The following is a 16,908-nucleotide window of genomic DNA, read 5'->3' as shown; positions in this document are numbered from 1 at the left end:
CCGGCGAAGAGCGTGATCCTAACAACGCGCACCGACACGAGAAGGGCCGCCCCCTGAGGGGGGCGGCCCTTCTTCGGTCTGCTGCGGGACGGGCGTCAGTCGTTGTTGCCCGGCGACGGCGTCGTCTTCTGGATCTGCAGCAGGAACTCGCCGTTCGACTTCGTCTGCTTCATCTTGTCGAGCAGCAGCTCGATCGCCTGCTGCTGGTCGAGCGCGTGCAGCACCCGGCGCAGCTTCCAGACGACGGCCAGCTCGTCGTTGCCGAGCAGGATCTCTTCCTTGCGGGTGCCGGACGCGTCGACGTCCACCGCCGGGAAGATGCGCTTGTCGGCGAGCTTGCGGTCGAGCTTGAGCTCCATGTTGCCGGTGCCCTTGAACTCCTCGAAGATCACCTCGTCCATGCGGGACCCGGTGTCCACCAGGGCGGTGGCGAGGATGGTCAGCGAGCCGCCGTCCTCGATGTTGCGGGCCGCACCGAAGAAGCGCTTCGGCGGGTACAGGGCGGTCGAGTCGACACCACCGGACAGGATGCGGCCGGAGGCGGGCGCGGCGAGGTTGTACGCACGGCCCAGACGGGTGATCGAGTCGAGCAGCACGACCACGTCGTGGCCCAGTTCCACCAGACGCTTGGCGCGCTCGATGGCGAGCTCGGCGACCGTGGTGTGGTCCTCGGCGGGGCGGTCGAAGGTCGAGGAGATGACCTCGCCCTTCACCGACCGCTGCATGTCGGTGACCTCTTCCGGACGCTCGTCGACCAGGACGACCATCAGGTGGCACTCGGGGTTGTTGTGGGTGATCGCGTTGGCGATCGCCTGCATGATCATGGTCTTGCCGGTCTTCGGCGGGGCCACGATCAGACCGCGCTGGCCCTTGCCGATCGGCGACACGAGGTCGATGATCCGGGTCGTCAGCACGCCCGGGTCCGTCTCCAGACGGAGGCGGTCCTGCGGGTACAGCGGGGTCAGCTTGTTGAACTCCGGGCGCCCGCGGCCGTGTTCGGGCGCCATGCCGTTCACGGAGTCCAGTCGGACCAGCGCGTTGAACTTCTCGCGCCGCTCGCCTTCCTTGGGCTGGCGGACCGCGCCGGTGACGTGGTCGCCCTTGCGCAGGCCGTTCTTGCGGACCTGGGCGAGGGAGACGTAGACGTCGTTCGGACCCGGCAGGTAGCCCGACGTACGGATGAAGGCGTAGTTGTCGAGGATGTCCAGGATGCCCGCGACGGGGATCAGGACGTCGTCGTCGGCGAGCTGCGGCTCCGGGGCGCCGATCTCGTCGCGCCCACGACGGCCGCGGCGGTCGCGGTAACGGCCGCGACGGCCACGCCGGCCGCCCTCGAAGTCGTCGTCCTCGTCGGCCCGCGGGCCGTTGTCACGCTGCTGGCGGTCCTGGCGGCCGCCGCTCTGCTGCTGGCCCTGCTGCGGGCCGCCACGCTGCTGCTGGCCGCCCTGCTGCTCGTCGCCCTTGCGGCGGTCGCCGCGGTCGCTGCGGTCACCGCGGTCGCGGCCGCGCTCACGGCGGTCGCGGCGACGGCCCTCGGCGCCGTCGGCGTCACCGCGGGCGTCGCCCTGCGGCTGGCCCTGGGCCTCGGTCTGCGCCTGAGCGGGGGCCTCGGTCTTCGCGGCGCTCTTCGCCTCGGCGACGACCGTCTCCGGGCTGCCCGCCTCGGAGGTGGCGCGCCGACGACGGCGCTCGGCGGGGGCTTCGCCGCCGGCCGGCTGGCCGGGGATCTCGATCTGCTGCTGGGCCACGGCCTTCTCGGCGGCGGCCTCGGCCGGGGCGGTCTCCGCCTTCTTCTCGGCGGACTCGCCCGTGCGCGCCTTGGAGGTGGCGCGGCGCTTGGGCTTGGTCTCGGCGGCGTCCTCAGCGGGAGACGCCTTCGCGGGGGCGGCGCCTCCCCCGGTGCCCGAAGGGGCCTGGGAGTTGCCCCCGGCCTGCGCCTCCTTGATGACCTCGATCAGCTGGCTCTTGCGCATCCGCGCGGTGCCCCTGATGCCGAGTCCGGATGCGACCTGCTGCAGCTCGGCCAGCACCATGCCGTCGAGGCCGGTACCGCGGCGCCGCCGGGAGCCCGCACCGGTGGCAGGCGCGGAGGCGTCCGTGGCGGGCGCGGCAGCGGTCTCCTCGACACGTGCGCCCATCAGATCGGTGGTGTCGCTCACGAAGGGTCCTTCCCTGGAGCGGACGTCGGCCTGTCTGGCTCGGCGACCGTTTGTGCTGTCCGGCTTCGGTCCTTGCTGTGGCGAAGCCGGGGCGGTTGTCCGCCGAAGCGGCGGAAGAGATTTCTGGTGATGGCGCTTCCTGAACGAACCGCGACACCCAGTGTCACGTCGCGTGGTCGCACCGATTCCGGAGCGTGCCCCGAGGACCGCTCAGCGTCGCTGCACGGCGTACTGCCCAGGTACGACGTACGGAACGCAGTGCGGCTTGGGAAGCTCCCGGAAGAATGTCTGTCCCGGAGGGGGACACGAAGCACCTCGCCATGGTGGGGTCGGGTGCAGACTTGAGATTAACACTACCGGATCCAACAAACATTCCCCCTCTCGAAATCCGGCAACCGCGCACTTCTAGATGTCGCCGGAGGGCGCCAGGGGCAGCACGCTCGCCCCTCGCAGGTCCAGGGCCAGGCGGTTCGCGGCCCAGTCCGCGCCGGCCGAGGCTTCGATCTTGTCGGCCGTTCCCGCGTCGGCCAGCGCCATCACCGTGGGGCCGGCGCCGGAGATCACCGCGGGGATCCGGTCCGCGCGCAACCGCTCCACCAGCGCCGCGCTGTCCGGCATGGCCGGCGCGCGGTACTCCTGGTGCAGACGGTCCTCGGTGGCCGGCAGCAGCAGTTCCGGGCGGCGCGTGAGGGCCTCGACGAGCAGGCCCGCGCGGCCCGCGTTGGCGGCAGCGTCGACATGCGGCACGGAGCGCGGGAGCAGTCCGCGCGCGGTCTCGGTCAGCACCGGCTTCCCGGGCACGAAAACCACCGGAACGATGGAATCGGCGGGCTCCATCCTGATCGCCCGCGCGGCGCCCGCCTCCATCCAGGACAGGGTGAACCCTCCGAGCAGACAGGCCGCCACGTTGTCCGGGTGCCCCTCGATCTCGGTCGCAAGCTCCAGCAGGGCCGCGTCGTCGAGCCTGCTCTCCCCGCCTATGGTCACCGCGCGCGCGGCGACGATGCCCGCGCAGATCGCGGCCGACGACGAGCCGAGGCCCCGGCCGTGCGGAATGCGGTTGGCGCAGACGATCTCCAGGCCCCGCGGCTGACCGCCCAGGATGTCGAAGGCCGTGCGCAGGGACCGGACGAGGAGGTGCTTCTCGTCCCGCGGCAGCGTCTCGCTGCCCTCGCCCGCGATGTCGATGTGCAGCCCCGAGTCGGCCACCCGGACGACCACGTCGTCGTAGAGTCCCAGCGCGAGGCCGAAGGCGTCGAAACCCGGGCCGAGGTTGGCGCTGGTGGCGGGGACGCGCACCCGGACGGGGGCGGCGCGGAAGGCGGGACCGGCCATCTCGCGATGACTCTCCTTGAGCTGCGGGACTGTCGAATGAGAGGCGATGCGTGGGGAGGACCCGGGACCGCGACGGCGACGCGTCACTGCGGCATATGCGAGCGGGCGGGTCCGGTACAGCCTATCGAAGGAAGGTTCTGCGGCGACATAGGGCGCACAGGAGGCGCACGATGCGTGTCGCAGGCCCCTCGTGCACCCACACCGGGGAACTCCCCCGACCTGCCGCTCACGGGGTCGCGCGTCGCTCGGACCGTCCGGACCGCCCGGATCACCCGGACCGTCCGGACCGCCCTGAGCCTGCGAACGATCCGCCGGGGAAGTCCCCTTGACCACGAGGATCCGGGCCGCCTGACACTTCTCCGGCACGTCGCCCGAAGGGCCGAGGCCCTGGGCCGACCGGGCGGTTCGGCGTCCGGCCGCCCGGCCGCCCGGACGACGGAGGCGTTGGGCCGACCGGGCGGTGCACCGGCAGGTCGCCTCGAGAGCCGAGGCCCTGGGGCGCCCGCGCCGGCCGTGGGCGTCGGCGCTGGTGCCGGCGCCGACGCCCGTGCCCGGCGTCCACCCCGCGGTGCTCCGGTGTCGCTTACGCGAGTCCGAGGCGCTCGGCGGCCGTCGCCGCGTCGACCGGCACGGTGACCGGCTGCGGTGCGCCCGCGACGGCCCAGTCGGGGTCCTTCAGACCGTTGCCGGTGACGGTGCACACGATCCGCTGCCCCGGGTCGACCTTGCCCTGCTCGGCCGCCTTCAGCAGACCGGCCACGGACGCGGCGGACGCGGGCTCCACGAAGACGCCCTCCTGCGCGGCCAACAGCCGGTAGGCGCGCAGGATCTCACGGTCCGTCACCTCGTCGATGAAGCCGCCGGACTCCTCCTGCGCGGCCAGCGCGAACTTCCAGGAGGCCGGATTGCCGATGCGGATCGCGGTGGCGATCGTCGACGGGTCCTTGACGACCTCGCCGCGCACGATCGGGGCGCTGCCGGACGCCTGGAAGCCCCACATCTGGGGCGTGCGCGCGGCGATCTTGTCGGCGGCGTACTCCTGGTACCCCTTCCAGTACGCGGTGATGTTGCCCGCGTTGCCGACCGGCAGGACGTGGATGTCGGGCGCGTCGCCCAGCATGTCGACGATCTCGAAGGCGGCCGTCTTCTGGCCCTCGATACGCACCGGGTTCACCGAATTGACCAGCGCCACCGGGTAGTTGTCGCTCAGCGCACGCGCGAGCGTGAGGCAGTCGTCGAAGTTGCCGTCGACCTGGAGGATCTTCGCGCCGTGGATGAGGGCCTGCCCCATCTTGCCGAGCGCGATCTTGCCCCGGGGGACGAGGACGGCCGAGACCATACCGGCGCGCACGGCGTACGCGGCGGCGGAGGCGGAGGTGTTGCCGGTGGAGGCGCAGATGACGGCCTGCGCGCCCTCCTCCTTGGCCCGCGTGATGGCCATGGTCATGCCCCGGTCCTTGAAGGACCCGGTGGGGTTCGCGCCCTCCACCTTGAGGTGGACCTCGCAGCCCGTGCGCTCGGAGAGCACCTGCGCGGGCACGAGGGGCGTGCCGCCCTCACGGAGCGTCACTACGGGCGTGCTGTCGGAAACCGGCAGCCGGTCCCGGTACTCCTCGATGATTCCGCGCCACTGGTGGGTCATTGCTGGTTACTCTCCTTCAACCCGCATGATGCTGGCGACACCCCGCACGGTGTCGAGCTTGCGCAGCGCCTCGACGGTCCCGGTGAGGGAGGCGTCGGACGCGCGATGGGTGACGACGACGAGGGAGGCCTCGCCGCTTCCGTCCAGTCGGCCCTGCTGCCGCACGGTGTCGATGGACACTCCGTGCTCGGCGAAGACGGTGGCGACCTGGGCGAGAACGCCAGGCTTGTCCGCGACGTCGAGACTGATGTGATACCGGGTGACGACGTCGCCCATCGGCGACACCGGCAGCGCGGCGTAGGCCGACTCGCCGGGCCCCGTAGACCCGCTGAGCCGGTTGCGGCAGACGGCGACCAGGTCGCCGAGCACGGCGGAGGCGGTGGGAGCACCGCCGGCGCCGGGACCGTAGAACATGAGCTGCCCGGCCGCGTCCGACTCGACGAACACGGCGTTGTAGGCGCCGCGCACCGAGGCGAGCGGATGGGTCAGCGGAATCATCGCGGGATGCACCCGCGCGGTGACCGACGCGCCGTCGGCGGCCCGCTCGCAGATGGCGAGCAGCTTGATGGTGCAGCCCATCTCCCGGGCGGAGGCGAAGTCGGCCGACGTCACCTCGGTCATGCCCTCGCGGTAGACGTCGTCGAGGCGCACGCGCGTGTGGAAGGCGATCCCGGCGAGGATGGCGGCCTTGGCGGCGGCGTCGAACGCCTCGACGTCGGCCGTCGGGTCGGCCTCCGCGTACCCCAGGGCGGTGGCCTCGTCGAGCGCCTCCTGGTATCCGGCGCCCGTGGAGTCCATCTTGTCGAGGATGAAGTTGGTGGTGCCGTTGACGATGCCCAGCACCCGGTTCACCTTGTCCCCTGCGAGGGACTCACGGAGCGGCCTGATCAGCGGGATGGCGCCGGCGACGGCGGCCTCGTAGTAGAGGTCCTCGCCGTGCTCCTCGGCGGCGGCGTGCAGCGCGGCGCCGTCCTGGGCGAGGAGCGCCTTGTTCGCCGAGACGACGGACGCGCCGTACTCGAAGGCGGTGGTGATGAGCGTACGAGCCGGCTCGATGCCTCCGATGACCTCGACGACGACGTCGATGTCCCCGCGTTTGACCAGGGCGGTGGCGTCGGTGGTGACGAGGGCGGGGTCGATGCCCTCCCGGACCCTGGACGGCCGCCGCACCGCCACTCCGGCGAGCTCCACGGGGGCCCCGATCCGGGCGGCGAGGTCGTCGGCGTGCGTCGTCATGATGCGCGCCACCTCTGAGCCGACCACTCCACAGCCCAGCAGCGCCACCTTCAGCGGACGCGTACGCATCATCCGACCTCGTTTCCTCGTACCGTCTACGGATGTTTCCGGTTGACCCAGTCTCACTCACCGGACCGGACTTTCTGCCCCTGGTCCGGATCGTGAGACATCTATTTCATTTCCGGAGGACGGCAGACAGGAGATCTTCCACCCGCCCCACCGCCCGTTCCGGCAGCCGTTCCACCGGCCGTTCCACCGCCCGGGCCGGCAACCGTCCCGGCGGCCGTTCCGCCGGATGTTCCCGGGCTTCTTCCGTCACCGTCCCACCGGCCGCCGGCACCGGCGCCGACGCGCTCAGCCGACGTCGAGCCGCAGCAGATCCTCCTCCGTCTCGCGCCGCACGACGACCCGCGACTCCCCCTCGTGCACGACGACGACCGGCGGCCGCAGCACGTGGTTGTAGTTGCTGGCCATGGACCGGCAGTACGCACCGGTGGCGGGCACGGCGATCAGGTCGCCCGGCGCCAGGTCGGCGGGCAGGAACGCGTCCTTGACCACGATGTCCCCGCTCTCGCAGTGCTTGCCCACGACCCGCGCCGGCATCGGCGCGGCGTCGGACACGCGGGAGACGAGCGCGACGCTGTACTCGGCGTCGTAGAGCGCGGTACGGATGTTGTCCGACATGCCGCCGTCGACGGAGACGTAGGTCCGCAGTCCGTCGAGCGGCTTGACGGTGCCGACCTCGTAGAGGGTGAAGGCGGTGGGGCCCACGATGGCGCGGCCCGGCTCCACGGAGATACGGGGCGTGCGCAGCCGGGCCGCCTCGCACTCACGGGTGACGATCTCCGTCAGCGCCTTGGCGATCTCGTGCGGCTCGCTCGGATCGTCGTCACTGGTGTAGGCGATCCCGAGCCCGCCTCCGAGGTCGATCTCCGGCAGCTCCACCCCGTGCTCGTCACGGATGTCCTTGAGCAGCCCGACGACCCGGTGAGCGGCGACCTCGAAGCCGGACATGTCGAAGATCTGCGACCCGATGTGCGAGTGGATCCCGATCAGCTCCAGCCCGTCGAGCTGGAGCGCCCGCCGCACGGCCTCGGCGGCCTGCCCGCCGGCGAGCGGGATCCCGAACTTCTGGTCCTCGTGGGCGGTGGCGATGAACTCGTGCGTGTGCGCCTCGACGCCGACGGTGATCCGGATCTGCACCCGCTGCCGCTTGCCCCTGGACTGCGCGACGTGCGCGACCCGCACGATCTCCTGGAACGAGTCGAGCACGATCCGCCCGACACCGGCGTCGACCGCCCGCTCGATCTCCTCCGTGGACTTGTTGTTCCCGTGGAAGGCGATCCGGTCGGCGGGCATGCCGGCGGACAGAGCGGTGGCGAGCTCGCCGCCGGAGCAGACGTCGAGGTTCAGCCCCTCCTCGTGCAGCCACCGCACGACGGCCCGGGACAGGAACGCCTTGCCCGCGTAGAAGACGTCGGCGTCGGCCCCGAACGCCGTGCGCCAGGCACGGGCCCGGTCGCGGAAGTCGGCCTCGTCGAGGATGTAGGCGGGCGTGCCGTGCTGCTCGGCGAGCGTGACGACGTCGACGCCGCCGACGGTCACGACACCGTCGTCGTCACGGACGACGGTCCGCGCCCAGACCTTGGGGTCGAGGGCGTTGAGGTCGGCGGGCGGAGCGGAGTAGTGGCCCTCGGGAAGGACGTCGGCGTGACGGGGCCCGGCGGGGTGGGCGGAACGGCTCATCTGGGCGTGCTCTTTCAGAGGTGGTCGGGTGCGTCGATGCCGAGCAGGGACAGGCCGCCGGCCAGCACCGCCCCGGCCGCTTCGGCGAGCGCGAGCCGGGCACGATGGGCGGCCGAGGGTTTCTCCGCACCACGCGGGAGGACGGCGGGAAGCAGAGCGAGCGTGGCGTCGGCCACCCCGACCAGATGCCGGGCCAGCCGCGACGGCGCGGCGAAGTCGACAACGACCAGCGGGTGCGGCGACGGCCTGGACGAACGGGTCGCCGGGGCGACGGCGGTGGCGAGGATGCGGGGATAGTCCGCGAGAAGGCTGACGAGGTCGGCGGCGTCCAGCGGGCCGGGCCGGGCGGCGAAGCCCAGGTCGGCGGCGTTCCGGCGCACGGCCCGGGTGCGGGCGTGGGCATAGCGGACGCGGAAGAGGGGGTTGCCCTCGCGCTGGACCAGATGGTCGGCGGTGATGCGGGGCCGGTCGTGCGGGGCCGGGTGGAGCAGGGCCCAGCGAGCGGCGTCGAGACCGAGCGGGGCAGGATCCTCGGGAGCGGGAACGGGCCGGAGAACAGTGCCTCCGCGGTCGTCGTCGCCGACGCCCTGTGCGTCATCGCGGCGGACTCCGTGGACGAGGGCGCGGACAACCCCGTGACCGGCCTCGCGGCTGGCCCCATGGCCGATGTCGCGGCTGGCCCCGTGGCCGACGTCGTGACTGACGTCGACACGGCCGCCCTGCGCCCCGATGATCCGCGCGAGCACGTCGGCGAGCACCTCGGCCCGCACCTCGTACGGCACCCGCACCTCGAAGACCTCTCCGGCGAGGTCGTCGCTGTGCCCGTACCGCGAGCCGTCGAGCCTGATCCGCCGGACCAGGCCGGCGACGGCGGAACCGTCGAGGCTGATGTTGAGGAACCCGGGCCCGGTGATCTCGACACCGGAGACGCCCTCGGCGCCCATCAGATACGGCCGGAGAACCTCGGCCACCCGGAGCGGCGTCTGCCCGGCCGGCCGGGCGAGCTGCAGGGCGATGTTGGTGGAGTAGTCGCCCTGCCCTCCGGGCCCCGGCGGCGTGACCACGGCACGAGCAGGAACTGCCACGCTGAGTTCCCCCTCGTCGACAGCACGACGCACCGCGCACAGCACGGTACGGGAGAGCTCGACGGGGGTCACGGGACCAGCGTATGGGAGGAGGGGGGTGAGCGGGCGAGCCGGTCGGCCGAGGTCCCGAGATGTGGACGCCGAGAAGGACAGGGGACGACGGAGAGGGACGACGCGGAAGAGGACGACGCGGAAGAGGACGACGCGGAAGAGGACGACGGTAAAGGGGACGGGAAGGGAACCCCACGGTGGGGAACGCCGGGAAAGCGGAGAACGGGGAGGAAGTGGACGGGTGGACAAAGGGGCGCGGAGGAAACGGAGGAAGGGCCCCGGGCTCCAGGGCAGCGCCTTACTCCCCGGCCGCGGCACCCCCACTCGGCCCGCCGCCCTTCCCCGCCCCGATCACGGCCCCCGTCCCCAGCTCCAGCCCCGACCCCCGTTCCGGTCCTGCTCCCAGTCCCGACCGCACCACGCCGCCCGCTGCGCCGTCCTCGCCCACGCCCTGCCCCCGTTCCACCAACGCCCTTACGACGGAGACGAGTTCGGCGGGATCGAAGGGCTTGGGGAGGAAAGCGTCGATGCCGACCTCGAGGCCGGCCTCGACCTCGTACTGCGTACAGGCGCTGATGACGACCAGGGGAAGGTCACGTGTCCGCGGATCGGCACGCAACCGAGCGGCGGTGCCAAACCCGTCCAACCGGGGCATGACGACGTCGAGGGTCACAAGATCGGGCCGCACCTGATGAACGACATCCAGACACTCGGCACCATCGGACGCGGTCACGACCTCGAGGCCCTCCAGCTCGAGATTGACCCTGATCAGCTGCCGGATGACCTTGTTGTCGTCCACCACAAGCACCCGGCCCGACGCGCCTGACACCACTCGAGAGTAGGTCGGGACCGGCCACCGCGTCCGGGTTTTCCCCACTTCCACCCCGTGCGAGCCACCCGGCCCTCCATGAGCCCCGGAAACCCGTTCCTGATCACCCCGAGCGAGCTGGTAGTGTTCTACCCGTCGCCGCGAGCAACACCTCACGACCGACACGCCCCCGTAGCTCAGGGGATAGAGCAACGGCCTCCGGAGCCGTGTGCGCAGGTTCGAATCCTGCCGGGGGCACACTGTGTAAGTGTGTCCGAGACCCCGTCACCAGCGGAAACGCTGGAGCCGGGGTCTTCGCGTATGTGCAGGCGGGTGCCGCCGGGAGCAGCCGTTTGCCACTGATCACGTTGTAATGGCGTGTTGATCTTGGAGGGCTCCGCAGCAGGTCAGCGGAGGTTTCGAGAGGCCTCAGCACGTCTCTGTGGACTATGCGTGGACGAACGGAAGCCCCGGATCACTCCGGGGCTTCCGTCCTTTGATCGTGACCGTCTTCAGTTCTCGGTGTCGTCCTCCCCGAGCCCCTGCATGATCCGGTCGTTCATCTCCTGCTCCTGGCCGTCGATGCACTTGGCGTAGATCTTCAGGAGCACGTCCACCGAGTGGCCGGCGCGAGCGGCGACCTCCGGGGCGGGCACTCCCGAGTTGAGCCACTGGGAGACGCCCGCGTGCCGGAGGTCGTACGGCCGGAAGGCCAGGACCGAGGACACCTGGTCGGGGACGAGCGCCAGTTCCCGGGCCTGCTTCCACGCTCGGGAGTACGACGAGGCAGCGATCACGTTGCCCCGCTCGCTGGAGAACAGCCGGCCGTCCTCCGCCGTGCCGAACTCGTCCAGGTGGTCAAGGAGCAGCCGCACGAGCGGGGGCGGAATCGGCACGGTGCGTACCTCTCCCTGGGCCCGCTGCTTCAGTCCTCGCCGGTCGTGCGCCTCGCCGGAGTCGGTCCACGCCTTACCGGCCGTCGGGCGGGTCTCCGCCAGCTCGATGCGGCCCCAGCCCTGTGCCGGAAGCGTGCAGTCGGCGCGGCGGAGGCCGAGTGCCTCACCCGGCCGCATGGCCGCGTAGTAGAGGCACCCGAAGAAGGCCCGCAGCCGCCGACCACTCGCCCGCTCATAGCCGCCCACGTAGGTGAGGGCGGTGAGCAGTTCCCGAGCCTGCTGCGGGTTGACCACAACTTGCAGTGATCGGGCAGCGATACCCCCGTTACCTTTTTCGTAGTTCCTGTTCAAGGAGCTGTGGTCGCCAGGCCCGGCATGACTAACGCCCCCAGTCGAAGGCATGATCCGGGGGGGTGGTGTCACCGGGTCTGGTGGCATCGAGGGACCGCTGATAGGGACACGGCCACCAACTGGTAGGTCTCGTCGTAACGTGGGTGCCGGCCATCGATGCCCTCCCGGTGACCACTCGCGACGAGTGAACGGCATGGTGGATGAGCAGCAGTTTCAGCGTGTTCCTCGGCCTGGACGTCGGCAAAGATGCCCACCACGCGGTCGGCCTCGACCCGGACGGCAAGCGGCTGCATGACGCCCCGTTGCCCAACACCGAACCCAAACTGAGAGCCCTGTTCGACAAACTCGCCCGGCACGGAACGCTGCTGGTCGTGGTCGACCAGCCGGCCACGATCGGGGCGCTGCCCGTCGCGGTCGCTCGCGCGGCCGGTCACCAGGTCGCCTACCTGCCTGGCCTGGCCATGCGCCGCATCGCCGACCTCTACCCCGGCCGCGCGAAGACCGATGCCCGGGATGCGTTCGTCATCGCCGACGCCGCCCGCTCGCTGCCCCACACCCTGCGCCCGGTCGATGTCGGCGACGAGGCCCTGGCCGAGTTGGAGGTGCTGGTCGGGTTCGACGACGACCTGGCCGGCGGAGCTACCCGGATCCGCGGCCTGCTCACCGGCATCCACCCCACCCTCGAGCACGCCATCGGCCCCAAGATCAGCCACCCGGCCGTGCTGGAAATACTGTCCCGCTGCGGCGGACCGACCGGCATCGCCAAGGCCGGCCGCCGCAAACTCACCGCGATCGCCAAGGTCCACGCGCCTCGCATGGGCGACAAACTGGTCGAGGCGATCATGACCGCGCTCGGCGAGCAGACCGTCACCGTCCCCGGCACCGCGGCCGCAGACACGGTCCTGCCCCGACTCGCGGACAGCCTCAAAACCGTTCTCCAGCAACGAAAGCAGGTCGCCGCCCAGGTCGAGGGGATATTCGATGCACACCCTCTTGCCGGGGTCCTGACCTCGATGCCCGGCATCGGCGTCAGGACCGCAGCCCGCATCCTCCTCGAGATCGGCGACGCCTCCAACTTCGCCAGCTCCGGACATCTCGCGGCCTACGCCGGCATCGCCCCGGTCACCCGCAGCTCCGGCACCAGCATCAAAGGCGAGCACCCCGCCCGCACCGGCAACCGCAAGCTCAAACGCGCGTTCTTCCTCGCCGCGTTCGCCGCCCTGTCGGACCCGACCAGCAGGACCTACTACGACCGCAAACGCGCCGAAGGCAAGAAGCACAACGCCGCGCTGATCTGCCTGGCCCGCCGACGCTGCGACGTCCTCTACGCGATGCTGCGCAACGGGACTCATTACCGCCCCGAAGCCGCTCCTGCCCCAGCAGCGGCTTGACAACCACTGGGACACCCCCCCAGCGTGAGCTCCCGCACCATTGGGCTGCTACCGATGTTCCGCCAGGAACTACGGCTACCCCGCCAACCTCTCACCCATGGGAGCTGCCGGAGGACCGAGCCGACGAGCGATAGCCCCCGGGTGTCTGACCGACCAGCTCGGTGAAGGCGTCGATGAAGCTGCTGGGGTTCGACCAGCCCAGCCGGATCGCCGTGGCGGTGACCGAGGCACCGTCGCTGAGCTCGATCAGCGCCCGTTGGATGCGCAGCAGGGTGCGCCACTGGTGGAAGCTCATCGACAGTTCCCTGCCGAACAGTCGGCTCAGGGTGCGTTCGCTGGCGCCGGCGCGGTGGCCCAGCTCGGCCAGGGTCGCCGGGCTTGCTGGGTCCACGTGGAGCAGGTCGGTGACCGCCTTGAGACGCCGGTCGCTCGGCTCCGGGAGGCGCAGCGGCTCCTGTGCGGCGCGGGCGAGCTCGGCGAGTACGACGTCGATCAGCAGCCGCGCACGGGGGCTCTCCAGCGGCTCGCCCTCGCTCATCAGCGCCAGATAGGCCTCGCGCAGCAACGCGCTCGCCACGAAGACCGACGGCTCGGCCGGCAGCTGTCCGGTCAGCGTCACGGGCAGCGACAGCACCCGGATGTCCGTCTCGCCGTACGCCTTGCTGCTGTGCACCGCGAAGGGCGGCACCCACATGATCCGACTGGCCGGCGCCACCCAGGTGCCCACCTGGGTCGCTGTGACCAGGGCCCCACGCGCGGCGTAGCGGAGCTGGCCGTAGTCGTGGAAGTGCGCGGCCACCTCGGCGCCATGGGCCAGCGGCACCGACAACGGCGCATCGTCGGTGCAGAAGCTCGGCTCGCCGCTGAAGTCGGACACGCCATCGAGGCTACCCGCCACTGGCGGGTTATCGGAAGAACCTGGCGTGATACCGGTGGTGCGCCTGGCGCCGCGGACCGCACCGTAGAGACATGTCACAAAAGATCAAGGTCGAGGCCGCTGGTGAAGGGTGGCAGCGATGAGCACACAGACGACCGGCACTATCGCAGTCTTCGGCGCGACGGGGCGACAGGGCGGGCTCGTGGTCGACGCGCTGCTGGATCACAAGGCCCCGGTGCGGGCCCTGGTCCGCAACCCGCAGTCCGACCGGGCTCAGGCGCTGGCCGCCCGCGGCGTCGAGCTGGCGGCCATCCGGACCGACGACCCGGCGTCGTTGGCCGCCGCGCTGACGGCGGTCGAGGGGTTCTACTTCATGACCCCGGAGGCGAACAGCCTCGAAGAGGTCGAGACGGAGATCCGCATCGGCACCGCGCTCGTCGACGCGGCGGTCGCGGCACGCGTCCCGCACGTCGTGTTCAACTCGGTCATCGGCGCGGACCGGGAGTGGGGTGTGCCGCACCACGACTCGAAGCACTCGATCGAGGAGCACCTGAGGAAGTCCGGCCTCAGGGCCATGGTGGTTCGCCCGGCCCCCTTCATGGAGGAGATGGCACCGAGCCTGGAGCACGGAGAGATCGTGTTGAGGCTGCCGCTGCCGGAGGACGTCGCCCTGAAGATGATCTCGCTCAGGGACGTCGGCCGGGTCGCCGCCGCGCTCCTGCTCGACACCGCGGAGGCACCCGGCGGAGCCGTCGAGCTCGTCGGCGACGAGCTCACGGGCCCTCAGATCGCCGCGGCGTTCGGCGCGCGCGCCGGGCTCCCGGCACGTTACGAGGCCCTCCCGTTGAGCGTGCTTCCCAGCGACCTCGACAGGGCGATGTTCCGCCAGTTCGCGAAGGCGGCGGAACACCCGTCGGATCTTGCGGTTGTGCGGGCGATCGAGCCGGCCACCCTGGACCTGGCCGAGTGGATCCGATCCACCGGCTGGACCGCGCCCACGAACGTGGCTGGTTCCTGAACCTCCGGCCGCGATGAGCGCCCCGCGATCGTGCCCACGGCCTCGGCGCTCTGGGCACGGCAACGCATCCGCCAACATTCGAAGTCACAACTCGAGGAACGCAGAGAACCCATGCGAGCGATCACCTTCTCCGCCTACGGCGGGCCGGAAGTCCTGCAGCTGTCCGAGGTCCCGGTGCCGGAACCCGGCCCGGGGCAGGTGCGGCTGGCCGTCCGGGCCGCCGGGATCAACCCTCTCGACTGGAAGATCCGCAACGGCTCCAAGCGGCAGAACTTCCAGGTTTCCTTCCCGCACACCCCCGGTTTCGAAGTGGCCGGCGTCGTCGACGCCGCAGGCGAGGGCGCGGAGTTCGCTGTCGGTGACGAGGTGTTCGGCTGGCCCGAGACCGGCGGCTACGCCGAGTACGCGCTGGCGAAGGCGCTCGCGCCCAAGCCCGCAGGCATTTCGTGGGCAGACGCGGCGGCGCTGCCGGTCGCCGGCGAGACCGCGCTTCGCGTCCTCGGACTGCTCGAGGTCCGCGAAGGCGAGACGCTGCTGGTCCACGGCGCCAGCGGCACGGTCGGGCGCTTCGCCGCGCAGGTGGCCGTCGCGCAGGGCGCTACCGTCATCGGCACCGCCGGCAGCCGGAACCTCGACGACCTGAAGTCGCTGGGGGTCGTGCCCGTCCTCTACGGCGACGGCTGGGAGGAACGGGTTCGCGAGGCCACGCCGGGACCGGTGGACGCCGTGTTCGACGCCGCCGGGCACGGGGTGCTGCCCGGGTCGGTCAAGCTGCGGGGCACGAAGGACCGGATCGTCACCATCGCCGATGAGGCCGCCTACGAGCTGAGGATCCCGTACTCGGGTCCCGAGCAGTCGCGGGAGGTGCTGACCGCGATCGTCGGCTGGGTCACCGACCGCGGGGTCCGGATCGCCCAAGGCAAGAGCTACCCGCTCGATGACGCGGCCGCCGCGCAGATCGAGAGCGAGGACGGTCACCCCGGCGGGAAGCTCACGCTCGCCATCAGCTGAACGGGAGCGCGGCTTCGTGCCCGGCGCAGACCGGGCGCGCGCGACAGACCGATCAGTCCAGCGCGCCGAGTCAGCGGGACGTGTCCGGCCTGACGGTCCGAGCCAGCCGGGTTGGACCGAGCTCAGACGGGCGAACCGACCGGACGGGCCGGCCGATCGGGTTGGACCGAGTTCGGACGGGGTCGGGTAAGCCGAGCCAGCCGACCGGACGGGCCGAGCCAGGCCGAGCCGGCCAAGCGAGCCGCAGCCGCCGTCGAATTCCACGCGGAAGATCGGCGAACGGGCCTGTCATCGGATCACGATGACAGGCCCGCGCGCAAAACCGCGAAAGCCTCCTAACCCGGGCCTGTCGCCGGATCGCGGCGACAGGCCCGGATCACTTCGCAGGAGGCGAAGCCAGTGGGACCCGCTGGGTGCTCCGGCGCCGCTGGGCCGGGATCTGCACCGTCCCCAGCGCCGAATGCACCGCAGCCTCGGCGAGCGCCGCCAGCTCACGACGGTTCTCCGCGCGGCCCGCGGCGATCTCCGGGGCAGATGTGGATCTCGAGCACCAGCCCGCGCAGGGCCGCGACCCGGCGCAGGGACGCGATCAGCGACTCCGGGCCGATGAATGCGGGACGGCTCGTCTCGCGGCCGTCGGCCAGGCGGTACCTCAGCGCGATCGGGCGGACCGGGACGCCGCCGTCGATGGCCGCCTGGAACGTCGCCGTAGTGAAACGACCGGATGCCAGGCCGCACCACGTCGTGCCCTCCGGGATCATGCTCACCAGCGAGCCCGTCCGGAGCGCGTTCGCGAGCGACGCCATCGTGGCGCTGTTGGCGCGATGGGCTCCGGCAGGACTGCCGACGCGCCTGCGGGACCAGGTCGCCCGGTTCCGCCGCGCACGGTGTCTCAGCCGCGGCTTGCGCCGGGTTCCGCGCGGTTGGAGCAGCGGGCTCGGACCCGCGACTATGTAAGCGGGCTGGTTGCGGGGTTGGAGCGGAAGAACGGGTAGACGCTGGCCGAGCAGGCCGGCGAGGTGTCGCCAGATGGAATGCAGCGGCTGCTGCGCTGGACGGACTGAGACACCGACGGTGTTCGCGACGATGTGCGGGACTACGTGATCGAGCATCTCGGTGAACCGGGTGGCGTGCTGATCATGGACGACACCGGCTTCCTGAAGAAGGTGGGCGGAGGAGATAAGCGTAAAAGCCGCCACTCCATGGCAGAGCGTGACGCTCGAATACGGTGAGTGTGCGTACGCTCCGTGATCTGGCCCTGGCCTCCGCTGCCGGGATCGTCGCTGTTTATGGTGGCCGCTG

12 protein-coding genes, 1 tRNA gene and 2 pseudogenes are annotated in these 16,908 nt (G+C 71.2%); 5 read left to right on the top strand and 10 right to left on the bottom strand.

Annotated features, from left to right (window positions below):
* Positions 1 to 95 precede the first annotated feature (95 nt).
* From rho to IE239_RS33465, 7 genes are all read right to left on the bottom strand, one after another.
* The gene (gene rho, locus IE239_RS33495) at positions 96 to 2,159 is read right to left on the bottom strand and encodes a transcription termination factor Rho (RefSeq protein WP_190153229.1); all 2,064 of its coding nucleotides are present in this window, start codon (positions 2,157 to 2,159) and stop codon (positions 96 to 98) included.
* 405 nt (positions 2,160 to 2,564) lie between these two features.
* Positions 2,565 to 3,494 carry a homoserine kinase gene (gene thrB / locus IE239_RS33490; protein WP_190153228.1) on the bottom strand — a complete coding sequence of 310 codons (930 nt, stop codon included), beginning with the start codon at positions 3,492 to 3,494 and terminating at the stop codon, positions 2,565 to 2,567.
* 583 nt (positions 3,495 to 4,077) lie between these two features.
* On the bottom strand, positions 4,078 to 5,136 hold the full coding sequence (thrC, locus tag IE239_RS33485) for a threonine synthase (RefSeq protein WP_190153227.1): 1,059 nt from the start codon (positions 5,134 to 5,136) through the stop codon (positions 4,078 to 4,080).
* Positions 5,137 to 5,142: 6 nt separating this feature from the next.
* A complete protein-coding gene (locus IE239_RS33480) occupies positions 5,143 to 6,441 on the bottom strand; it encodes a homoserine dehydrogenase (protein WP_190153288.1) in 1,299 nt (432 codons plus the stop codon).
* A 285-nt stretch (positions 6,442 to 6,726) separates the two neighbouring features.
* Positions 6,727 to 8,118, bottom strand: a complete 1,392-nt coding sequence (lysA, locus tag IE239_RS33475; RefSeq protein WP_190153226.1) for a diaminopimelate decarboxylase — start codon at positions 8,116 to 8,118, stop codon at positions 6,727 to 6,729.
* Positions 8,119 to 8,132: 14 nt separating this feature from the next.
* Positions 8,133 to 9,275 carry an ArgS-related anticodon-binding protein NrtL gene (nrtL, locus tag IE239_RS33470; RefSeq protein WP_190153225.1) on the bottom strand — a complete coding sequence of 381 codons (1,143 nt, stop codon included), beginning with the start codon at positions 9,273 to 9,275 and terminating at the stop codon, positions 8,133 to 8,135.
* Positions 9,276 to 9,552: 277 nt separating this feature from the next.
* Positions 9,553 to 10,053 carry a response regulator gene (locus IE239_RS33465; protein ID WP_373308183.1) on the bottom strand — a complete coding sequence of 167 codons (501 nt, stop codon included), beginning with the start codon at positions 10,051 to 10,053 and terminating at the stop codon, positions 9,553 to 9,555.
* A 195-nt stretch (positions 10,054 to 10,248) separates the two neighbouring features.
* Here IE239_RS33465 and IE239_RS33460 point away from each other — a divergent pair.
* A tRNA-Arg gene (locus IE239_RS33460) sits at positions 10,249 to 10,320 on the top strand.
* Positions 10,321 to 10,574: 254 nt separating this feature from the next.
* Here the strand turns inward: IE239_RS33460 and IE239_RS33455 are convergent.
* Positions 10,575 to 11,258, bottom strand: a pseudogene (locus IE239_RS33455) (tyrosine-type recombinase/integrase); the annotation flags it as partial.
* A 251-nt stretch (positions 11,259 to 11,509) separates the two neighbouring features.
* Here IE239_RS33455 and IE239_RS33450 point away from each other — a divergent pair.
* Complete coding sequence (locus tag IE239_RS33450) at positions 11,510 to 12,700, top strand: IS110 family RNA-guided transposase (protein WP_190153224.1); 1,191 nt, start codon at positions 11,510 to 11,512, stop codon at positions 12,698 to 12,700.
* A 91-nt stretch (positions 12,701 to 12,791) separates the two neighbouring features.
* Here the strand turns inward: IE239_RS33450 and IE239_RS33445 are convergent, their stop codons facing one another.
* Entirely contained in the window at positions 12,792 to 13,577 is a 786-nt protein-coding gene (locus IE239_RS33445) for an AraC family transcriptional regulator (RefSeq protein ID WP_190153223.1), read from the bottom strand.
* 139 nt (positions 13,578 to 13,716) lie between these two features.
* Between IE239_RS33445 and IE239_RS33440 the strand changes: the two genes are divergently transcribed.
* Positions 13,717 to 14,595, top strand: coding sequence for an NmrA/HSCARG family protein (locus IE239_RS33440; protein WP_190153222.1), 879 nt, complete (start codon positions 13,717 to 13,719; stop codon positions 14,593 to 14,595).
* Between the two features lie 111 nt (positions 14,596 to 14,706).
* Positions 14,707 to 15,606 carry an NADP-dependent oxidoreductase gene (locus tag IE239_RS33435; RefSeq protein ID WP_190153221.1) on the top strand — a complete coding sequence of 300 codons (900 nt, stop codon included), beginning with the start codon at positions 14,707 to 14,709 and terminating at the stop codon, positions 15,604 to 15,606.
* Between the two features lie 491 nt (positions 15,607 to 16,097).
* On the opposite strand, the gene IE239_RS33430 is transcribed toward IE239_RS33435, so the two are convergent.
* Positions 16,098 to 16,502 carry a 1-acyl-sn-glycerol-3-phosphate acyltransferase gene (locus IE239_RS33430; protein WP_229878526.1) on the bottom strand — a complete coding sequence of 135 codons (405 nt, stop codon included), beginning with the start codon at positions 16,500 to 16,502 and terminating at the stop codon, positions 16,098 to 16,100.
* Here IE239_RS33430 and IE239_RS33425 point away from each other — a divergent pair.
* Positions 16,494 to 16,772, top strand: a pseudogene (locus IE239_RS33425) (transposase); the annotation flags it as partial. The gene IE239_RS33430 and the pseudogene IE239_RS33425 overlap by 9 nt on opposite strands.
* Positions 16,773 to 16,908 lie beyond the last annotated feature (136 nt).

Source organism: Streptomyces humidus (assembly GCF_014649655.1).
Taxonomy (GTDB): domain Bacteria; phylum Actinomycetota; class Actinomycetes; order Streptomycetales; family Streptomycetaceae; genus Streptomyces; species Streptomyces humidus.
This window is presented reverse-complemented; position numbering and strand designations above follow the sequence as displayed.